The following is a 19,396-nucleotide window of genomic DNA, read 5'->3' as shown; positions in this document are numbered from 1 at the left end:
GCAACAGGTGCGAGGATCGCAGGTTCTCGCTGCGTTCTTCGTTTTTGCCGCCCGGGGAGCTTACTCTTTCGCCTTGGCGACGGTCACATGAGCCTGCATGACGTGGCTGGCCCCGGGTGCGAGCGTGACGGTGTTCGGGCCGGCGTTCACCGTCTCGACGCAGACCATCTCGTGCCACTCGTCGGGACCCATGTCGGGCATCTCCTTCCAGGGGTTGAAGACGACGGTGGTGTTGGAGTTCTGCTTCTCGACCGTGATGGTGCGCCGGCCGGGAGCGTCGTGGATCACGCAGGTCGCCGTGGTGTTCGGGTAGACGCGATCGGTGAAGGCGGTGAAGACGAGCGGAGCGTGCGCGCCGGGCTTCACCTTGAAGTTGTCGGTCTTGTCGATGTAGCTGGTCGGCTCGAGTCCGGTGACGGTGGTCTCGTGAACGTCGACGACGGCGAAGTAGGTATGGAGCGCCTCTTCAAAGACGAGCGGCGTTGCGGCGTCGTTGGCGACAGCCAGCTTCATCGTCAGCGTGCGGCCGATGACGAGCTCGAAGGCGAGGCGGAAGCGGTCGAATCCCATCTCGCGGCTTAGTTCGGAGGGAGCGAGCGTGAAGGTGAGATGGAGATCGTCGCCGGCGAGCGCGGCGAAGGATGGGGTCCAGTCCTGAATGCGCGCGAAGCCGTGCGAGGGGCCGGGCTTTCCCTGGTAGCGATCGGCCTTGGAGTCGACGGCGAACCAGGGGAAGGCGATGGGAACTCCGCCGCGAATGGGCTTGCGGGGCGCGAAGTCGCTCTTCCGGCTGAGGAAGAGAACAGGCTGCTCGCCTGCCGGCTGCCAGTACGTGAGGTGCGCTCCCTGCAGGTAGATAGTGGCGCTGGCGTGCGGTGTGGTGACGACGGCGCGGGCGAGCCCGTTGTGTTCGTCGAAGCGAAGGGCGTTGGGGATGCCGAAGTGCTCGTTGAGTTGTGTGAGGTCCATGTCGAAATAAAGTGTAGCGTTTATGAGCGGTCTGCGACATGCGCGGCGTTATGAGATACTTCCGGTCTCGGTAAAGGTCTGAGGCCCCAGTTCAAAATTCAAGATTGATGCAAGCGAGGTATCGCGTATGAGCCAGCTTCATCTGCGCATCTTTGATGGCAGCCGCCAGTTATTTCTTCTTCCCGCAAGTTTCCTGGTGCGGATTGTGGATGGGAATCAGAAGCAGCAGCGTTGGCACGATTACGCGTCAAACGACCTGCTGTTTCCCGACCTTCCGTTCTTCGACAACCAGGGCGACAGCTACAGCGTGCTGGTCTCGGCGAAGGGTTATAAGCAAGCCGGGTTTTATCCGGTGAAGCTCTCGAACGCATATGTGAAGACGCTGGATGTGATGCTGGTGTCGAAGACGCCTGGGTTCAGCTTTGTGAGTGCGCGGTGGCCCGAGGCGCAGGCGAAGTATCCCTTTCTGGGCAGCGACGTGGACAATGCAGCAGGGGAGGCGAGGTACGACGATCTGCTGGACCGCTCGGAGCGGGCGCTGGCATGCTTTCTGAATCTTGCGGAGGCGATGAGCACTATTCCGCTCGCGGAGGGAACTCCGCTGACTCACATCAGGCAGATGCGTTGGGATGGGGACTTCCGTCCGGCGCAGGACAGGTTCTTCTCGTGGTGCGATGCGACGCTGATCGATCAGGTGCGCGAAGGGGCGAGCGTGGGTCAGTTCTCCGAGGAGCCTGCTCCGGGGCTGCTGCATCCGGGGGCAACGTACTCGTGGAAGGAGGCGAAGTTTGGCGAGGCGAATGTGCAGCTGACGTTCCACGAGAACGAAAAGCAGAAGATCGGCGGCGTGGACTGCGTGATGCTGGAGACGGACGTTGATTACTACCGCGACCCGCTGGCGCACGCGATACTTGAGGTGTTTCCGAACGGACTGACGCACGCCCTGACCGATCCCGTCGAAGTCTACGTGCTGCGGTGGATGGCGGGAAGGATGGCGGGCGTGCCGGAGTTCGCTCCGCTGTACACGGTTACGGGCTGACGCCAGGCGAGCGCAGCTTCCGAAATAACCAAGGAATAACAATTAACTGACAAGAACCAGACATACGTTGTGTGCCGACCCACTAGGATTCCGATTAATCATTTGTATTGATCAGGGTTCTATTTGCGGGTGCGCTGCTGCGGCACGTCGCAGAAGAGAGTGAGTGAGCGTCATGCGAAACGCGATTCTTGTGGTTTTGGCTTCGGTGCTGGGTCTGCAGGCGGCGGCCCAGTCCTACAAGGTGACGAACATCATCTCCGACGGTTCGGTCCCGGCGGCGACGATCGATGCAAACTTTCTTAATCCGTGGGCGATCTCCACGAGCCCTACGTGGTGGATCAGTGCCGCGAACACTGGCTACAACTACGTGGTCCAGTCCTCGGGAGCGGTTCCGTTCAAGGTGATCGTCCCGTCCGCGTCCGGGGCGGCCGGCTCGACGGGCGAGCCCGCAGGTTCGGTGACAACGGCGGGGACGGTTGGGATGCTTCTTCCGAACGGCGTGAAGGCTTCGTTCCTCTTCTCGACCCTTGATGGCACGATCTCGGGCTGGAACAACAGGCTTGGAATGAACCTCGCTGTCTCACAGATCGCAATCAACAACAGTTCGGCGGGTGCGGTCTACCCGGGCATGGCGATTCTGAACATCGCCTCCGGTGGGGTTACGACCCAGAGCTATATCCTTGCCGCGAACTTCGGTGCGGGCAATGCAATCGAGGTCTACGACAGCAACTTCAAGCCGACGAAGCTCGCGGGGACGTTCACCGATACGACTCTCCCACCGGGCTACGCGCCGTGGTCCGTGCATGTGCTTGGGACGCAGGTGTTTGTCGCGTATGCGCTGCGCACTCCGGACTTCGAGGAGGTCCTCGGTTCCGGCAACGGCATTGTGAATGTCTTCGATACGTCGGGGAACTTTGTGGCTCGCGTGGTTACCTTTGGCAATCTCAATGCGCCGTGGGGAGTCGCCATTGCACCTGCCAACTTCGGCATCTTCAGCAATGATCTGCTGATCGGGAACCGTGGCGACGGCAAGATTAACGTCTACGATCCGAAGACGTTCGCGTACCTGGGCCAGCTGATGGATTCGACCGGCAAGCCATTGACCTACGACAGCCTTTGGGAGCTACTGCCGGGTGGTACGGCGGTGACGGGCACGACGGCGGTGAGCGGCGGCGATACGAGCACGGTGTACTTCACGGCAGGGCTCGCCAACGAGGCGCATGGCCTGTTCGCTGGAATCACAAACAGCACAACGCCGGGCAGCACCGCGACGTTTGGGTTCAGCACGTCGGCAGGCGCTGCGACGATTCCGGCGGGCAGCTCCACCACGGCGACGGTGAGCGTAGCTCCGGCCAACGGCTTTAGCGGCTCAGTCTCGCTGGCGTGCAACGGCCTGCCTGCGGGGGCTTCGTGCAGCTTTTCCCCGGCGTCGTTGAACGTGACGGCAAACGCCGTGGCGACGGGAACCGTGACGATCCAGACATCGACAGGGGCGGCGAATCTGCGGCCCGCCCGGCGGCAGAACATGCTCTTTGCGGGGGTTGCCTCTGCGCTGCTTCTGCCGTTCGCATCGCTCATGAGGATGCGGCGTAGACGCGCATGGCCGCACCTACTGTGCGCGGTGCTTGTCTGTGCGGCGGCGGGGGGATTCATCTCGGGGTGTGGAGATGACTCGAAGTCAACGCCGCTGCCTCCGACGACCCCGGCGGGCCAGTCAACGGTCTCGATCACCGCAACCTCGGGATCGATCACGCAGACAAGCTCGTTCGCGCTGACTGTGCAGTAAGGCTGCTAGTTCCTGCCTGAGGACAGGAAGGTTTCGGGCTGGGAGCCCTGCGTGCTGACGGCGATCTCGCTGGTTGCGGCGAAGCGCGTGGTGGGGAAGGCGTTGGGATAGTTCTGCCGGATGTAGTCGATCATCTGCTCGCGCACGAGGCAGCGCAGGTCGAAGTTCTCACTGGAGTTGCGCGAGCTCATCAGGCAGCGCAGCTCCATCGTGCGCTCGGAGAGGTTGGTGACCTGCAGCCCGCAGACCTTCCCGTCCCACAGAGGCGAGGACTCGCAGATGCGGCGGAGCTGCTGGCGCAGGTCTTCGACCGGCACCGTGTAATCGACGTAGAGGAACGAGGTTCCCAGGATGTCGGCCGCCTGACGCGTCCAGTTCTGGAAGGAGTTTTCGATGAAGAAGCTCAAAGGGACGATGAGGCGGCGGAGGTCCCAGATACGCACGACGACGTAGGCGGAGTTGATCTCCTCGACGCGTCCCCACTCGCCCTGGATGACGACGACGTCGTCGATGCGAATGGGCTCGGTGAAGGCGATCTGCAGGCCGGCGAGAAAGTTGGAGGCGGTGGACTTCGCTGCGGTGGCGAGGATCAGTGAGGCGATTCCGGCCGAGGCGAGCAGGCCGGAGCCGTAGTGCCAGATCCGCGGATCGTTGAAGGTCCACAGCAGAGCACCGATGGTGATGACGACGATGAAGCTGATCAGGATGCGGCGGAAGAGCTGGAACTGCGTGTGAACGCGGCGCGCGCGGATGTTGTTCTCGACCTTCAGGTCGTACTTGCGCAGCATGTACTCCTGGACGACATAAACGCAGCCGATGGCGAACCATCCGAGCGAGACGACGATTGCCATCACAAGGCCCTGGCGGATGATGGCGTAGAGATGCTCCGGAATGTCCGGGATGAGAGGAAGGGCGATAGTGCCGCAGGTGAGGAAGAAGATGGCGCGCGCGGGATGGCTGAGGAAGCGATTGATTCCCCAGCCAGTTCTTAATCCTGACCTCTCCTGCTCCCTCTTTTTAAGCACGCGGAAGAGGATGTAGTGGACGACGCTGGCCAGCACGATAATGCCGCAGAACACGAAGACGGCAGAGAACCACGGGTGGCGCGTAAAGTTCGGAAGGGCTGCGGCAGCGATCGTCATAGTTGGTGTGAAGCTCCGGGGTGCGCGTCGGTTGCCTTCGCGCAGGGGTTAGCGGACATGAGCGGTCTCGAGCGCATTTAAGACCTGCTGTTGAAGCGCGATGCGGTAGTCCGAGTATGCGTGATCGGTTGGGATGTGAGTGGCCCGGACCTGCGCATCGCCGAGCTTGTGGAGGTTGGCTGCCAGCTCATCGGAGGCGTCGGCAAGGCCATCATCGGAGGTGATGATGAGCACCGGCCGTGTCGCAAGCCGCGGAGCGAGGTCGGGAATATTCCACGCCGCAGCATGCGCGTACAGATCGCGCACCAGCGATTCGGGCGTGCAGCCGGCTAGCGGAGCGATGCCCTCCGCCGCGAGCCCCTTAGCGAATCGCGGAAGCGCAGCCTCCTGCTGGTTGGCCTTCACGACAGGCAGAGCCCTGCCGGCCATATTAGCGGCAGAGATCAGTCCGACGAAGCGAATGGCTGGGTCAGCCGCGGCGACGTTGGCGGCGATCATGCCTCCCATGGAGTGGCCGATGACGAGGATGTTCTTCGGATCGGCGCGGAACTTCGCCGCGTTTGCGGGATCGCGCAGGTACGCAACAGCAGCTTGCGCGTCCTCCATGGCGTGGGTGAACGAGAAGTCACCGGGCGATCCCCAGGAGCCGCGATAGTTGAAGTACAGAACATCGTAGCCAGCGCGCCGCAGCGTCTGCGCCAGATCGAGATTGCGTTCGTTGCCCGGAAATCCGTGCAACAGTAGCACGACAGGATGCGGTGCTGCGCCTTGAGCGATGTAGACGAACGCATTCAGGAGCGCTCCATGACTGGGGAGCTGGAAGGACTGCATCGCGGCAGGCGCGGACTTGTCGGGTGCTGGATCGGTTGTGATGGCGGCCGTTGTCTGCGTGGAGGCGGAGGCGGACGCGAACAAGAGAACGAGCAAAGCGAGCATTCGCATATCTGCGATTATGGCATCAAGCGAAGGGCACAAGGTCAACACGAAGAAGTATGACTGGTCGATCGCGTTTGCTTGAGAGTGCCCTGTTTTCGCAGAACTGCCGTATTATCCTCGACATGTTCAGCTTCGAGAAGCTATCAAAGCAAGTCCTTCTCCTGCTTTGCGTGTGGTCTGCTGCCGCGTTGCACGCACAGACAGTTTCGGGGTGGGATGCGGTAAAGCGTATTCCTTCCGATCGGCTCATTCGTGTCCGTTCATCTCATCGCTTCACGGTTTGTAACTTCGACAGTGCGGACGACGGCAGCCTTACCTGTACCGAGCGCCACACCGTATTCTTCGTCCCGACAAAGTCCTCGCGACATTTTCTTCGCTCCGAAGTGCAGTCCGTCAGGCTTTCGCGGCAGGGAGTCTCCACAGTACTGGGAATGGTGATCGGGGCGGGTGCCGGTGCCGGCATTGGAGCAGGCATCGACGCCTCAAGCAGCACTCGCGAGGATGGACACCTGGCTACGGCGGTAATGACTCTGCTGGGAGGCGTCATTGGCACGGGAATCGGCAGGCATACGGACTTCCTTGCTGGGCCGACGATCTATACAGCCCTCTAGCCTTAATAGCCGCCTGAATGCGATCAACCGACTGGATATGCGAGTCGGTAGAAGTATTACCCGTAGTCAGCGTGGCAGTTCAGCCCAGGCCAATGCGGTGAGTCCGATTCCGCGGCCACAGTCGCTTGCGTAGAGAATCTCGTTTGCGCTGCTCCAGGATGGCCGGTAGGCGTTGCAATCGTTAGAGGTGAGCGTAGTGACGCGGTTGGATTGCGTGTCGAGCACTGCGAGCTGCCAACGGTTGTGGACGAGCTCGGTGAAGGCGATGAGGCGATCGTCAGGCGAGACAGCAAAGGCCGCTATGTCGTCCGTGGCGGAGAAGAAGGAGCCGGGCTGGTGCCCGGGAGAGACAGTGTAGAGACCTGTGTGCCCCTCGTGCTTCGCCGCAAAGAGCAGGCGTCCGGAGCCGAGGAAGCCGGCCTGGCGCACGTCGTAGGTCTCATCCGTGAGTTGCATATCGTGGTTTGCCGAAGACAGCACCGAAGCTCGCAGCAGACCGCGGCCTTTCGCCTCGCGGATGTAAGCGAGAGTTTGCCCATCGGGGGAGAGCGCAGGTGACTCAGCGTCGTCTGCAAGGACGCGCGCGCCATTGGTACGAACGATGCGCGAGCCGCTGGCATCGGCGATCTCCACGAGTAGGGAGTTATCGGGCGCAACAGTGAATGAGAGCTGATCGACGGCCGCTGCTCCGGTAGTGGGTGGCGCGACGGCTTCGTCCTTCTGGTTCAGTACCTGATATCCCTCAGGCATCATGGCGATGAAGAGGATGTCGTGTGCCGTTCGGATGGGGTTGGTGGCGAGATAAGAGGACGAGTGCAAAGGAAGAAGGCTGCTCATCTGCGCATTGCGATGAGCGAAGTGATGACGGTATCCGGTGACGCTGAGCACGAATCCGCATGCGCCCAGAGCGGCCGCGATCGTGAGATCGCGCCACGAAGGATGCGCCGCGTTGCTTGAGCGGAGATGCCACAGCCACCCAAGAGACAGCAGGTACAACGCTGAGACGAGCCAGAAGCGCGCGGAGGGGAGCATCGGGATGTGCACCGCACCGACCAGCGAGATCGAGACGTAGAGGAATATGGCGAGGGCAGCGAGGTTCGTGGCGCGTCCCCGAAGCAGCGAATTCAGCAGCAACGTGACGGGAAGAATCAGGACGACAAAGTGGTAGGTCACGGGTATCGGCGATAACGCGAGGAGCGCAAGAAGAAAAGCGGCCCATTCGACCTGCTCGCCGCCGGCATCTCTGTGGGGAGCGGAGGGTTGAAGCAGAAAGAGCAGCGGTGCGGTCATCGCCATCTGCCAGAGCGGATACAGGATGGCGTAGAGCGATGGCGCGTTGATCCGGGGCGAGGGATTCAGTTGCGGCTCAAAGAGAAAGAGACGATGGAAGAGGGACGCTCCGGACGCGAAGCCGACGTTGTAAGGATCCATTAGCTCGCCTTGCAGGCTGCGCGGCAGCTGCTGAAAGGCGTAAGTCTGCAGGATCTCCTTGCCCATCAAAACTTCGGCGACGATCACGACGAGAACTATGGAACATGCGGTTGCCAGAGCAGCGCGCCACCGTCGCTTAACCAACAGATAGCCGAAGAAGAGGATAGGGTAGACCTTAAGCGCTGCTGCCATCGCAACGCATGTTCCGCATGCGAGGTTGCGTCCGCGAACGTAGAAGAAGTACGCCGCAACCATAAGGATCAGCACCGAGATGTGCATCTGGCCGAAGAGGAAGCTGGTACGCAACGGGACAATCGCAAGCAGACAGATGATCCAGACGAAGCGGCGCCGCAAAGCTGTCGATCGATGGAGCAACTCTGCGCTCGCCGCAAGCATCGCGAGATTCAGCACGATCCAGATGCGTTTGGCTGTAAGCGCTGAAAAAAAGGTGAGTGGGACGACGGGAAGAGCGGAGAACGGGGTCAGGCCGGGAAATCCGACGAGGCTCTGGTGCAGCCCCCAGTGATCCTTGATGCGTTGCAGCCATATCCAGTCATAGACACGGTCCAGACTGTACCCTTCGCGAAGAAGGCGCGCGACGAGATAGTAGTTGGGGAAGTCGGTGTTCAGTCGGTTCCACGCGGGCAGCAAGCCCTTCCAGAAGAGGAGCGCAGCAAGAAGGCCACAGAGAACGATCTCAATCCACACCTGTGCTGTGGGAATGGAACGAGGATTGGCTGTGGTCGTCGTCACCATGGTCTGAGCTTATGGCAACCGGCACCCGAATCCGCAGGTGCGCAGCAAACTTTACATCCTGGCGACAAACGGGCGTCTGGCAGATTCGAAGCCGTCTTCTCGGGGGAAGATCTAAGATAGAGGTGATGGCCTTTACGGAACAGTACGACGTGGTGGTTGTCGGCGCGGGCCACGCGGGATGCGAGGCTGCGGTCGCGGCGGCGCGCATGGGGCTGCGCACGGCTATCTTTACGCTGAACCTCGACCTGATCGCGCAGATGAGCTGCAACCCCGCCGTCGGCGGCATCGCCAAGGGACACCTTGTGCGCGAGGTTGACGCTCTGGGCGGCGTCATGGGCGAGGTCGCCGACGCCTGCGGCATTCAGTTCCGTCTGCTGAACACGTCGCGTGGCCCTGCCGTGTGGTCGCCGCGCGCGCAGTGCGACAAGGCGCTTTATCGCGTGAAGATGCGCGAGGTGCTTGAAGGCCAGAAGAACCTGTTCATTAAGCAGGCCGAGGTGGTGGACCTGATTGTGGAGCAAGTCAGCGAGTCAGCAGGTCAGCGAGTCAGCGGCGTGAAGCTGCGCGATGGCCGCGAGGTTCGCGCTGCCGCGACCGTCGTCACCACCGGAACCTTCCTCAACGGCCTCATCCACTGCGGCGAACAGCAGTACACCGCCGGCCGCTCCGGCGAGCCCGCCAGCGTTCTGCTCGGTGAATCGCTCAAGAAGCTCGGCCTGCGCAACTGCCGCCTGAAGACAGGCACGCCGCCGCGCCTGGACGGGCGGACGATTGACTGGTCGCGCTTTGAAGAACAGCCCGGTGACGCCGAGCCCACGCCCTTCAGCTTCCGCTCGCCGTTCACGCGCACGGGGCAACCGCCGCTGCGCCAGATCAGCTGCCATATTGCGTACACGACGCCCGAGACGCTCCAACTCATCCGCGACAACGTGCATCGCTCGCCCATGTACTCCGGGCAGATTGCGGCCATCGGCCCGCGCTACTGTCCGTCCATCGAGGACAAGATCGTGCGCTTCCCCGAGAAGTCGCAGCACCAGTTCTTCCTCGAGCCCGAGGGGCTGAACACGCACGAGGTCTACATCAACGGCATGAGCACGAGCTTGCCGATGGAGGTGCAGGCCGCGATGGTGCGTTCCATCCCGGGGCTTGAAGACGCCGAGATGCTGAGGCCGGGATATGCGATTGAGTACGACGCCATCGACCCCACGGAACTTAACCGCTCGCTCAAGGTGAAGAGCTTCGACGGCCTCTATCTCGGTGGCCAGATCAACGGCACCAGCGGCTACGAAGAGGCGGCGTGCCAGGGCCTGATGGCCGGCATCAACGCCGCGCTCGCGGTGAAGGGCGAGCCCGCCTTCACGCTCGACCGCACCGAGGCCTACACCGGCATCCTGATCGACGACCTCATCTCGAAGGGCACCAACGAGCCCTACCGTATGTTCACCTCGCGCGCGGAGTTTCGCCTGCACCTGCGTATCGACAACGCCGACCGGCGCCTCACGCCGCACGGCCGCCGCCTCGGCCTCATCCCCGACGACGCCTGGGCCGACTACGAGGCCAAGCAAGCGCGCGCCGCTGCCTTCGCCAGGCTGCTCGAAACAACGAAGGTCCAGATCGACGAGCTGGCCGCTGAAGTCCGCTCCCAGCTCGAAGGCACCAACGTCGAAGGCCTCACCTTCGCGCAGCTCCTCAAGCGACCCGCGATCACCATTGAAGCTGTTGCGCCCGCCCTCATCGAGCCGATGGCCGCGCGGAGCGAGCTTGCCGTGTGGGCCGAGGCGGAGACGGATGCCGGACACCTGCCCGTCTGGGTTCGCAACGAGATGAAGACCGTCGAGACCGAGATCAAGTACTCGGGCTACCTCGACCAGCAGCGCAAGTCGATGGAGAAGCTCAAGCGCGCCGAGCAGAAGGCCATCCCCGACTGGTTCGACTACACCGCCGTCTCCGGGCTCTCGCGCGAGATGAAGGAGAAGCTGGGCCGCGTCCGTCCGCAGACTCTCGGCCAGGCAAGCCGCATCTCCGGCGTCACGCCGGCAGCGATCAGCCTCATCCACGTCTACATCGAGATTCAGGGCCGTCAGCAGACCGTTGCCTAGCCACTGTTACTTTCAAAGCCTTCCTGCATCCAATGAGAGCAGCCGAAGGAGCAGCAATGAGAAGCGGCGCTTCATGGATCTACCTGAGTCTTGTCTTTCTTGCTCTGCTTGCGGGTGTGCTTTGGATGGGGAGAACAAAGATGGCGAGTGTAGCCGAAGCAGGACGGGGGCCGATTCCGGCGCCCGCTGTCGATGAGCACGTGAGCGCACCGGCAACCGAGACCGCGGTCTTCGCCGGCGGATGCTTCTGGGGCGTGCAGAGCGTCTTTCAGCGCGTCAAAGGCGTCACCGCCACCACAGCCGGGTACTCCGGCGGAACCAAGGAGACTGCGAACTATCGCGACGTCTCCGCCCACCGCACCCAGCACGCCGAGGCCGTAAAGATCGTCTACGACCCCTCAAAGGTCAGCTACGGCACGCTGCTGCGCGTCTTCTTCTCCGTCGTGCACGACCCCACGCAGCTCAACCGCCAGGGCAACGACATCGGCGAATCCTACCGCTCGGCCATCTTCCTCAGCACGCCGGAGCAGCAGAAGGTCGCCGCCGCCTACATCGCGCAGCTCGATGAGGCGCACACCTTCCCGAAGAAGATCGTCACGCAACTCGTCCCGCTCGAGGCTTTCTACGACGGCGAAGACTACCACCAGGACTACGCCGAAAAGAACCCGCACAATCCCTACATCCAGGTCTGCGACGTGCCGAAGATTGCGGGGTTGAAGCAGCAGTTTCCCGAGTTGTTTCAGGAGTACGAGCGGAAGTAACAAGGCTTGAAATGCCATAAACTTGCTACGTGATTGACAAGCATAGGTCCCGAAATCTTCGAGACGAGATTCGTCGCGTCCTGATGTCTCAATGGGATCCGATTGGAGTCCAAGATGAGCCCAATGCTGCCGATGAATACGACGGTTACCTTGGCGATATTTTGACATTGTTAGAGAGGGGCGCGAGCGCTGACGAACTCGCGACGTATCTGCTGAATGTCGAAACAATACGCATGGGGCTAGTCGATGCTGAGGGGGAGCCGCTGGTACCTACAAAGGCTCGCTTAGACACAGTGCAGGCTTTACAAGCCTTAGACTTGGACTAGTTTTCCACGAAGTCCACAGGAGGCGGGAGTATCCTCAGCCCCCCGTCCGCTAAGGTAGAAGCTCCATGGCAGCGATCCCCCAACTAGTAAGCAGCGGCGGCGACGAACGTCCCGCATCCGTTCACGCCGAGACCACCATCCTCGGCGCCATGCTCGTCGAGCCCCTCGCGATCACCGATGCCACCATGCTGCTCGTCGCCGACGACTTCGCGCTGGACTCGCACCGCCGCATCTACTCCGCGATGCTGCGGCTCTCCGAGGCCGGCCACGCGGTCGACATCGTCACCGTAGCCGAGGAGCTGCGCAAGCAGAAAGAGCTCGACTCCATCGGCGGCGTCCCCTACCTCGCCTCCCTCAGCGAGGGTCTGCCGCGCAAGCTGTCGATCGAGAGCTACGTGCGGATCGTCCGCGACAAGAGCCTGATGCGTCAGCTCATGACCGTCTGCGACATGGGCATGGTCGAGGCGGCGGACCAGAGCCAGGAGGCCATCGACGTTCTCAACAACGTCTCCAACCGCCTGATGGAGATCTCCGACCACGCCGTCACCGGCGGTTTCTCCGACATCGGCGATATCGTCAAGTCCTCCTTCGGCTCCATCGACGCCCTCTACGAGCAGGGCCGCGAGGTCACCGGCCTCGCCACGCACTACACCGAGTTCGACCGCATGACCAGCGGCCTGCAGGACTCTGAGCTGATCATCATCGCCGCGCGTCCTTCGATGGGCAAGACCGCCTGGGCCATCAACATCGCGCAGAACTCCGCCGTGCGCGACGGCAAGGTTGTCGCCGTCTTCTCGCTCGAAATGTCGAAGGAGTCGCTCCTCCGCCGTATGCTCGCCAGCGAGGCGCTTGTGAACTCGCGCAAGATCCAGACCGGCTTCCTCGGCAAGGACGACAAGGGCAAGCTGATCTCCGCGCTCGAGCGCCTGATGGAGTCGAAGATGTTCATCGACGATACGCCCGGCATTACGCTGGCGGAGATGCGCGCCAAGGCCCGCCGTCTCAAGCAGCAGGAGGGCAGCCTCGACCTCATCATGATCGACTACCTGCAGCTGATGAGCGCCTCCGCCGGTCCCGGCAAGAAGGGCTTCGAGAACCGCAACCAGGAGGTCGCGGCTGTCTCGCGCGGCCTGAAGGCGCTGGCCAAAGAGATGAAGGTCCCGGTTATCGCCCTCTCGCAGCTCTCGCGTGCCAGCGAGCAGCGCGGCGGCGACAAGAAGCCCATGCTCTCCGACCTTCGCGAGTCCGGCTCGATCGAGCAGGACGCCGACGTCGTCTGCTTCATCCACCGCGACTCGTACTACAACAAGGACGAGAACGGTGACGAAGATCCCGATTCCAAGGGCAAGGCCGAGATCATCATCGCCAAGCAGCGCAACGGCCCAACAGGCAGCGTGCACCTCGCGTATCTGTCGGACTACACGCGCTTTGAGAACCTGCAGAGCGGCGGAGACTACGGCGGCGGGTACTAGCCTGCTGCCCTCTCAGGGGAACTGCACGTGGATCTTCATGGTCTCTGCAACAACTCTCAGACGCCTGTCCCGAGTCCATAGTGTGGCATCCGGTGTAAGTAGGACCGATGCGATGAGATGAACATCCGAATAACCGATTCCACGGCTGTACAGCGCCTTGTGCTCGATCAATCTGCGAACCTCATCCGCTTGCGCGAGCACGGCATACGGCAAGTCGTCTATCGCTGCAAGAGTCTGCTTTCGCTGGCCCAGAGAGCCAAGTGCCAACTCGCCAACGACAAAAGGGTGCATAAGAATATTTCTGCGATCCAGCTCCGTGAGCAGTCGGGCATCGCTTCTACGCAGGTGATCAACCCACACTGAGGTATCTGCCAGAATCATACTTACGCAAGCCTTCTCCGCGGAGGCGCTTCCAGATCAGGCGAAGTGCCTCCCATGCGAGCGAGCCTGTGTGATGCTTCGCGTTCAATCAGAGCCCGCAAGGCTTCGCGTACGATCGCCGACTTCTCTGATATCCCCGTATATTCTGTGGCCTTCTTAAGAAGGTCGTCGTCAAGGGTCAGCGTTGTCCTCATAAAGGCTCCTGCATAAATAATAGCATCATCTGATGTCGCTATTGATGCTTTTACCAGACATATCTTTACCTCGAAAGTGGTAGTCGAAGATTCCAGCATCACGGGAGGCCCTCCCCGCCGGCCTTGCCTATAGTGTCACTCAGGCGGCCTCTCCTCAGGCGTCCTAACGAACGAGAAACCTCCTGACGAGCCTACTGACATGATGCTGTCAGGATGGCTTCCGTATGCTTCTTACTACAGTCGCTGAAGACCTTTCAGGAGCACCGAGATGAACGACCAAAAGCTACGACAGAATGCGATCAACTGGTTCGAGATTCCCTGTGAAGACCTGGACCGCGCGGCCACGTTTTACGAGACGCTGCTCGGCGCGCCCATGACGCGCGAGACCACGGAGACGCCGATGGTCTTCTTCTCCTCCGAGCGCACCGGAACCAGCGGAACCCTCGTCAAACGGCCCTTTCAGAAGCCCGGCCGCGGCGGCACCATGGTCTACCTCAACTGCGACGGCGAGCTGGACGCCGTGCTCTCCCGCGTTCCCGAAGCCGGCGGCCTTGTGCTCATGCCCAAGACCCCCGTTCCCGGCGGCCACGGCCACTTCGCCTGCCTGCGCGACTCCGAAGGCAACCACATCGGCCTTCACTCCCACTAAAGACAGTGGTTAGTGATTCGTTGCTAGTGGTTAGTTGTCAGTAGAATCGCAACCAGCAATGGACAACCGATCACAATCAACTAACCACTAACCACTAGCAACTAACTACCGCCTTTATGCGTCGTGCCGACCGGCTCTTCCGAATCGTCCAGTTTCTCCGCATGGGCCGTCTGCTCACCGCAGAGAAGCTCGCCGAAAAACTTCAGGTCTCGCAGCGCACCATCTATCGCGACATCCAGGACCTCCAGCTCTCCGGCACTCCCATTGAAGGCGAGGCCGGCGTGGGCTACACGCTGCGTCGCGACATGGACCTTCCCCCGCTGATGTTCACTCGCGGCGAGCTCACCGCACTCGTGCTCGGCGCGCGCCTCGTCCGCGCCTGGGGAGGAGCCGAGAACGTCCTCGGCGCCGACCAGGCCCTGCAGCGCATTGAGGCCGTCCTTCCTCCCGACCTCCGCACCGAGTTCGACTCCATCCTGCTCTACGCCCCCGGTTACCGCATGAAGCAGCACCTGCGCGAGCGTCTGGACGCGCTGCACAACGCCTGCAAGAGCCGCCACGCCATCGCCTTCCACTACACCCGCGAGGACGGCGAGCAAAGCCAGCGCACCGTGCGTCCGCTTGCCCTCACCTTCTGGAGCGGTGTCTGGACCCTCACCTCGTGGTGCGAGCTGCGCGACGACTTCCGCGAGTTCCGCCTCGACCGCATGGCTGAGGTCGCTGTGCTCGAGCGCGTCTTTGTGCAGAAGCGCGGCCAGCGCCTCGAAGACTACCTCAAGGGCATGGAGGCAGCCGCCGCCGAGCGCAGAAAGCTGATCGCCGCCGGCGCCATCACCGGCGACTAATAGGTTGAGTTGCTACTGCTTCGTCTCCGGAACGAACAGCGCGTTCGCCTGTTCGAGCACCGCCGCCGGCATCTCCGGCGCCGTTACCGCGCGCCCCGCAACGGTCTTCGACAGATTCAGCGGCCACAGTGGATCGGCTGCGGCCACCGGCCCCAGCGCCAGGTCGGGAATCTTCGTGCTGAAGCCTGCATTCATCGCGTCGATGAAGTAGTTCGCGATCACGGCATAGCCGGTGTTCGTCGGGTGAATGCCGTCCAGTGAGAATATGCCGCCCAGGAAGGCCGTGGTTCCCGTCACGCCGTTGATCGTGACGCCGTTCGCCGCCACCTGGTTGAAGAGCGCGTTGATGTCCACCAGCGTCGCTCCCACGCTCTTCGCCTGCGCGGCGATCACCTGGTTGTACGCCGCCACCTGCTGCTTCGCCGTCGCCGCCTCGGCCGCCGTCAGAACGCCCGGGTCGGAGATCGGCGTCTTCTGCGCCCCGGCCAGAATCGCCGAGATCTGCGTCAGGCCCGCGGGCGTCACATAGTCTCCCGCCGTGATCCCGAACATCGTGCTCAGCGTCGCCACCGGGATGTGCGTCACCGCCGAGTACTGAGCCAGCACCGCCGCCGCCGGCTGCAGATAGGGCACCAGCGTTACGTCCGGAACGTTGCCGATCACCAGGTGCGCCGGCGTCTGCGTCGAGAGCTGCTGGATCAGAGCCGTGTACTGCGAAGTGAAGTCGGCCGTTGAGGTCATCGTCGCTGGCGTCCCGGTCAGGTCGGCCACCAGCGCGTCGTTGTTGCCGGTCCACAGAAAGATCGTCGTCGGCTGCGCCTGGACGGCGAAGCCCAGCTGGCTCAGCACCTGCCCGTAGCCCATCCCCGGATAGCCCAGCACCAGCTGGTTGATCTGCTGCTGGCCGGGCGCGGGATTCACCAGCGCAACCGTGTTGATCACGTCGTTGACGAACGCTCCCGGCACCGCGAGGTCTGTGGGCTGGGTCGCAAAGTCGTCGCGGCCCGTCGTGGTTCCCGTCACCGTCGTGATCACCGGCGGCGGCCCCAGCGAGGTCAGCTTCAGCACGTTCGGCGCGCCGGGGTAGGCGATCAGCGGCAGCGAGATACTGAACTGCGCCTGCGCGGCCACCAGCGGAGCCCAGCCATGACCCTGCTGCGTGTCCAGCAGCGAGCCGCTCTGATAGCCCGCCGTCAGCGAGTCGCCCAGGAATACGGTCTTCGAAAAGTTGCCCACATTCTTCGCCTGCGCTTCCTGAACGGCGGCCAGCGGGTTGGAGCTTCCGTTGGAGCATCCGGTCAGGCAGGGGCCCACAGCTCCGAAGGCGAGAGCGGCGGTGAGGGCGAGAAAGACTGAACCGAGATTCATCTTCATGGCGGCTGACGTTGTATCACACTCCATGCACCCAGCGAAACAACTTCCCACATGCCATCGCAACGTACGATAGAAGCTGTGAAGAGTTGGGTGGAGATCTCAGAAGAACGGCTGGCGGAAAACTACAGAGTGCTGGCACAGGCGGCGGGCGACGAAGTTGCCGTTCTGGCCGTCGTAAAGGCGGACGCGTACGGCCACGGCGCGGAGCTTTGCGCTCCGGTGCTGGCGCAGGCTGGCGCTCCCTGGCTTGGCGTCACAGACGCGCAGGAAGGGGTCACCGTCCGCGGTGCTCTGAAGCTAGCTATTCCTTCTTCGCAGCAGCCGAAGGTTCTGGTCATGTCCGGGCTGCTCGCTGACGAGGCCGGAGCCATGTCCGCGTGGGACCTGACTCCCGTGGTCTGGACCATCGAGCAGATGGAGTGGCTGCGCCGTGCTGTGGAGTCTCGCGGCCCTGGCGAGCGGCTTGATGTTCATTTCGAGATCGACACCGGAATGACCCGGCAGGGCGCCGTTCCGGGCGCGGAGCTCGACCGTGTGCTCGGCTGGTTGGCTGCGCAGCGCACTCTCCGGCTCGACGGTGTGATGACGCACTTCGCCTCGGCAGAGGTCGCCGGATCGCACCTGACATTGGAACAGCAGCAGCGCTTCGAGCAGGCGATGGCCCAGGTCCGCGCCCGTAGGCTTCGCCCGCAATGGGTCCATGCGGGGAACTCATCGACGATCGACAACTCTGCTGAAGATGCTCATGCAGATGCAGTCAATGCTTCGGCATCTTCGAGTCGCCTCCCCTGGCTGCGGCGGATCGCTGCTGAGGCCGGAGCCCGACCGATGGTCCGGACCGGTCTTGGCCTCTATGGATACTGCCTTCCCATCGAGCAGGAGGAGGATTTCCTCGGTGCAGCCGCGGCTCAGGTGCGCTCGCGACTACGGCCTGTGATGACTTGGAAGACCTGCGTCATTGGCGTACGCGAAGTCCCCGCCGGTACACGTATCGGCTACAACGGTACCTTCACCGCGCAGCAGCCGATGCGCCTTGCCCTTCTGCCGATTGGTTACGCCGATGGCCTCCGCCGCGAGCTCTCTTCCACCAACGACCGCCCCGGCGGCTGGGTGATCATCGCCGGCCGGTGCGCTTCCATCCTGGGAAGAGTCTCCATGAACCTGACCGTCGTCGATGTCACCGAAATTCCCGAGGCTGCTGTCGGCTCTGAGGCTGTTGTGCTCGGCGAGGGAGTTACGGCCGACGATCACGCGCGAATCGCCGGAACGATTCCCTACGAGATCCTCTGTGGTCTCCGCGCCTTCCACGCGCTCAGGCCCTGAGGCTCAGGCCCTGCTCGCCGAAGCCTTCATCAGCCGCTTCAGGATCAGGTCCATCGAGCCGCCCTGTATGACGATCGAGAAGAGCACCACCGAGTACGTGGCGACGAGAATCCACGTGCGCTGCGGGCCGTGCGGCACCGAGAGCGCCAGCGCCAGAGACAGGCCGCCGCGCAGGCCTCCCCAGCTCAGAATGCGGATCGAACTCGGGTAGCCCGGCCGCATCGCGCGCACCAGCGTAATCAGCACCGTCACCACCGCAACCCGCACCACCGAGACGGTCACGATGGCCGCCGCGCCCGCCGTCAGCGGGACATTCGCAAACGGGATCGCCAGAACCTCGAAGCCAAGGAGGACGAAGAGGATCGCATTCTGGACCTCGTCGATCACCTCCCAGAAGGTGTCGATGCTCTCGTGCGAGATGATGTGCGGCGGATGGTGCATGTTGAAGCGGCGCAGCGCGATTCCGGCAGCGACGGCGGCCAGCGGAGCCGAAAGATGCCAGTCGTCGGCCAGAGCGTACGCGCCCGTTGCCAGCGCGATGGTCAGCAGAATCTCCACCTGGTAGGCGTCGGTCCATCGCATCAGCTTCGAGGTGATCCACGCCAGCACGATGCCCAGCGCCAGGCCACCGCCCGCCTTGATCACGAGCAGCGCGAAGAAGCGTGTGGGCGACGGCGCCTCGCCGCGCGAGGCCTCGAGCAGCGCCAGGAAGATCACGGCTCCGACACCGTCGTTGAACAGCGACTCGCCGGCCAACTGCGCCTGGATGTTCCTCGGCACGCCCACGCGCTTCAGCATCTCGAGCACCGCGATCGGGTCCGTGGGCGAGATCAGCGCGCCGAAGAGCAGGCAGTGCAGCCAGTCCACCTGGAGCCCGAGCAGCGGCAGCGTAGCGTACAGGATGGCCGCCGTCGCCAGCGTCGACATCGCGGTTCCGGCGACTGAGAGCAGGGCCACCGGAAGGTTCTCCTCGAGCAGGGACTTGATGTCCAGCAGGAAGGCTCCGGCGAACAGCAGCACCGAGAGGATTCCGTGGAGTATGAGGTTCTCAAACTCGATGTGTCCGACGATGAGGCCGGCCCAGGTCTTCATCCCAGGGTAGAAGTGGCTGGCGCCCAGCAGGCTCAGCGACAGTATCACGGTCAGCAGCATCGTTCCGATGGTCAGCGGAAGCCTCAGCCAGCGGCGGCAGATCCAGCCGAGCACAGCGGCAGTGGTGACGATCAGGCTGAAGAATTCAAGGGTTCGCATCGGCTCCTCTCAGTGTAGCGAGCCCTGCTCTCCACCACGCGCATTTGCGCC

General features: G+C 62.5%; 17 protein-coding genes. 9 read left to right on the top strand and 8 right to left on the bottom strand.

Going from position 1 to position 19,396, the window contains the following annotated elements; all coding sequences use genetic code 11:
* Positions 1–60: 60 nt before the first annotated feature.
* A complete protein-coding gene (locus Q363_RS01330) occupies positions 61–969 on the bottom strand; it encodes a D-hexose-6-phosphate mutarotase (protein ID WP_035347223.1) in 909 nt (302 codons plus the stop codon).
* A 127-nt stretch (positions 970–1,096) separates the two neighbouring features.
* Between Q363_RS01330 and Q363_RS01325 the strand changes: the two genes are divergently transcribed.
* Together Q363_RS01325 and Q363_RS01320 are read left to right on the top strand one after the other, a co-directional pair.
* The gene (locus Q363_RS01325; RefSeq protein WP_035347222.1) at positions 1,097–2,008 is read left to right on the top strand and encodes a hypothetical protein; all 912 of its coding nucleotides are present in this window, start codon (positions 1,097–1,099) and stop codon (positions 2,006–2,008) included.
* A gap of 172 nt (positions 2,009–2,180) precedes the next feature.
* Positions 2,181–3,794: a TIGR03118 family protein gene (locus Q363_RS01320; RefSeq protein WP_084079817.1), complete on the top strand. Its 1,614-nt coding sequence runs from the start codon at positions 2,181–2,183 to the stop codon at positions 3,792–3,794.
* Between the two features lie 5 nt (positions 3,795–3,799).
* Here Q363_RS01320 and Q363_RS01315 read toward each other — a convergent pair whose 3' ends face one another.
* Positions 3,800–4,936 (bottom strand): mechanosensitive ion channel family protein, encoded by a 1,137-nt coding sequence (locus tag Q363_RS01315; RefSeq protein ID WP_051978190.1) that lies wholly within the window; start codon positions 4,934–4,936, stop codon positions 3,800–3,802.
* Between the two features lie 48 nt (positions 4,937–4,984).
* Positions 4,985–5,872 (bottom strand): alpha/beta hydrolase, encoded by an 888-nt coding sequence (locus tag Q363_RS01310; protein WP_245631973.1) that lies wholly within the window; start codon positions 5,870–5,872, stop codon positions 4,985–4,987.
* Positions 5,873–5,928: 56 nt separating this feature from the next.
* Between Q363_RS01310 and Q363_RS01305 the strand changes: the two genes are divergently transcribed.
* Complete coding sequence (locus tag Q363_RS01305; RefSeq protein WP_035347216.1) at positions 5,929–6,483, top strand: hypothetical protein; 555 nt, start codon at positions 5,929–5,931, stop codon at positions 6,481–6,483.
* Positions 6,484–6,549: 66 nt separating this feature from the next.
* Here the strand turns inward: Q363_RS01305 and Q363_RS01300 are convergent, their stop codons facing one another.
* Positions 6,550–8,670 (bottom strand): glycosyltransferase 87 family protein, encoded by a 2,121-nt coding sequence (locus tag Q363_RS01300; protein WP_035347214.1) that lies wholly within the window; start codon positions 8,668–8,670, stop codon positions 6,550–6,552.
* A gap of 125 nt (positions 8,671–8,795) precedes the next feature.
* Between Q363_RS01300 and mnmG the strand changes: the two genes are divergently transcribed.
* From mnmG to dnaB, 3 genes are all read left to right on the top strand, one after another.
* Complete coding sequence (mnmG, locus tag Q363_RS01295; RefSeq protein ID WP_035347212.1) at positions 8,796–10,769, top strand: tRNA uridine-5-carboxymethylaminomethyl(34) synthesis enzyme MnmG; 1,974 nt, start codon at positions 8,796–8,798, stop codon at positions 10,767–10,769.
* A gap of 56 nt (positions 10,770–10,825) precedes the next feature.
* Positions 10,826–11,530 (top strand): peptide-methionine (S)-S-oxide reductase MsrA, encoded by a 705-nt coding sequence (gene msrA, locus Q363_RS01290; RefSeq protein ID WP_035347210.1) that lies wholly within the window; start codon positions 10,826–10,828, stop codon positions 11,528–11,530.
* 391 nt (positions 11,531–11,921) lie between these two features.
* Entirely contained in the window at positions 11,922–13,328 is a 1,407-nt protein-coding gene (dnaB, locus tag Q363_RS01280) for a replicative DNA helicase (RefSeq protein WP_035347206.1), read from the top strand.
* Between the two features lie 12 nt (positions 13,329–13,340).
* On the opposite strand, the gene Q363_RS46035 is transcribed toward dnaB, so the two are convergent.
* Positions 13,341–13,709: a type II toxin-antitoxin system VapC family toxin gene (locus Q363_RS46035; RefSeq protein ID WP_035347205.1), complete on the bottom strand. Its 369-nt coding sequence runs from the start codon at positions 13,707–13,709 to the stop codon at positions 13,341–13,343.
* Positions 13,710–13,711: 2 nt separating this feature from the next.
* Positions 13,712–14,002, bottom strand: a complete 291-nt coding sequence (locus tag Q363_RS01270; RefSeq protein ID WP_245632002.1) for a type II toxin-antitoxin system VapB family antitoxin — start codon at positions 14,000–14,002, stop codon at positions 13,712–13,714.
* 169 nt (positions 14,003–14,171) lie between these two features.
* Between Q363_RS01270 and Q363_RS01265 the strand changes: the two genes are divergently transcribed.
* Entirely contained in the window at positions 14,172–14,552 is a 381-nt protein-coding gene (locus tag Q363_RS01265) for a VOC family protein (protein WP_035347200.1), read from the top strand.
* A 116-nt stretch (positions 14,553–14,668) separates the two neighbouring features.
* Positions 14,669–15,397, top strand: coding sequence for a helix-turn-helix transcriptional regulator (locus tag Q363_RS01260; protein WP_051978188.1), 729 nt, complete (start codon positions 14,669–14,671; stop codon positions 15,395–15,397).
* A gap of 12 nt (positions 15,398–15,409) precedes the next feature.
* Here the strand turns inward: Q363_RS01260 and Q363_RS01255 are convergent, their stop codons facing one another.
* Positions 15,410–16,765, bottom strand: a complete 1,356-nt coding sequence (locus Q363_RS01255; protein WP_169746903.1) for a GDSL-type esterase/lipase family protein — start codon at positions 16,763–16,765, stop codon at positions 15,410–15,412.
* 96 nt (positions 16,766–16,861) lie between these two features.
* On the opposite strand from Q363_RS01255, the gene alr reads away from it, so the two are divergent.
* A complete protein-coding gene (gene alr / locus Q363_RS01250; protein WP_245631972.1) occupies positions 16,862–18,094 on the top strand; it encodes an alanine racemase in 1,233 nt (410 codons plus the stop codon).
* Between the two features lie 3 nt (positions 18,095–18,097).
* On the opposite strand, the gene Q363_RS01245 is transcribed toward alr, so the two are convergent.
* Positions 18,098–19,345, bottom strand: coding sequence for a cation:proton antiporter (locus Q363_RS01245; RefSeq protein WP_035347193.1), 1,248 nt, complete (start codon positions 19,343–19,345; stop codon positions 18,098–18,100).
* Positions 19,346–19,396 lie beyond the last annotated feature (51 nt).

It is taken from the genome of Edaphobacter aggregans DSM 19364, assembly GCF_000745965.1.
Classification (GTDB): Bacteria; Acidobacteriota; Terriglobia; order Terriglobales; family Acidobacteriaceae; genus Edaphobacter; species Edaphobacter aggregans.
The sequence above is the reverse complement of the archived record's forward strand: the minus strand, read 5'-3'. Positions and strand labels throughout refer to the sequence as shown.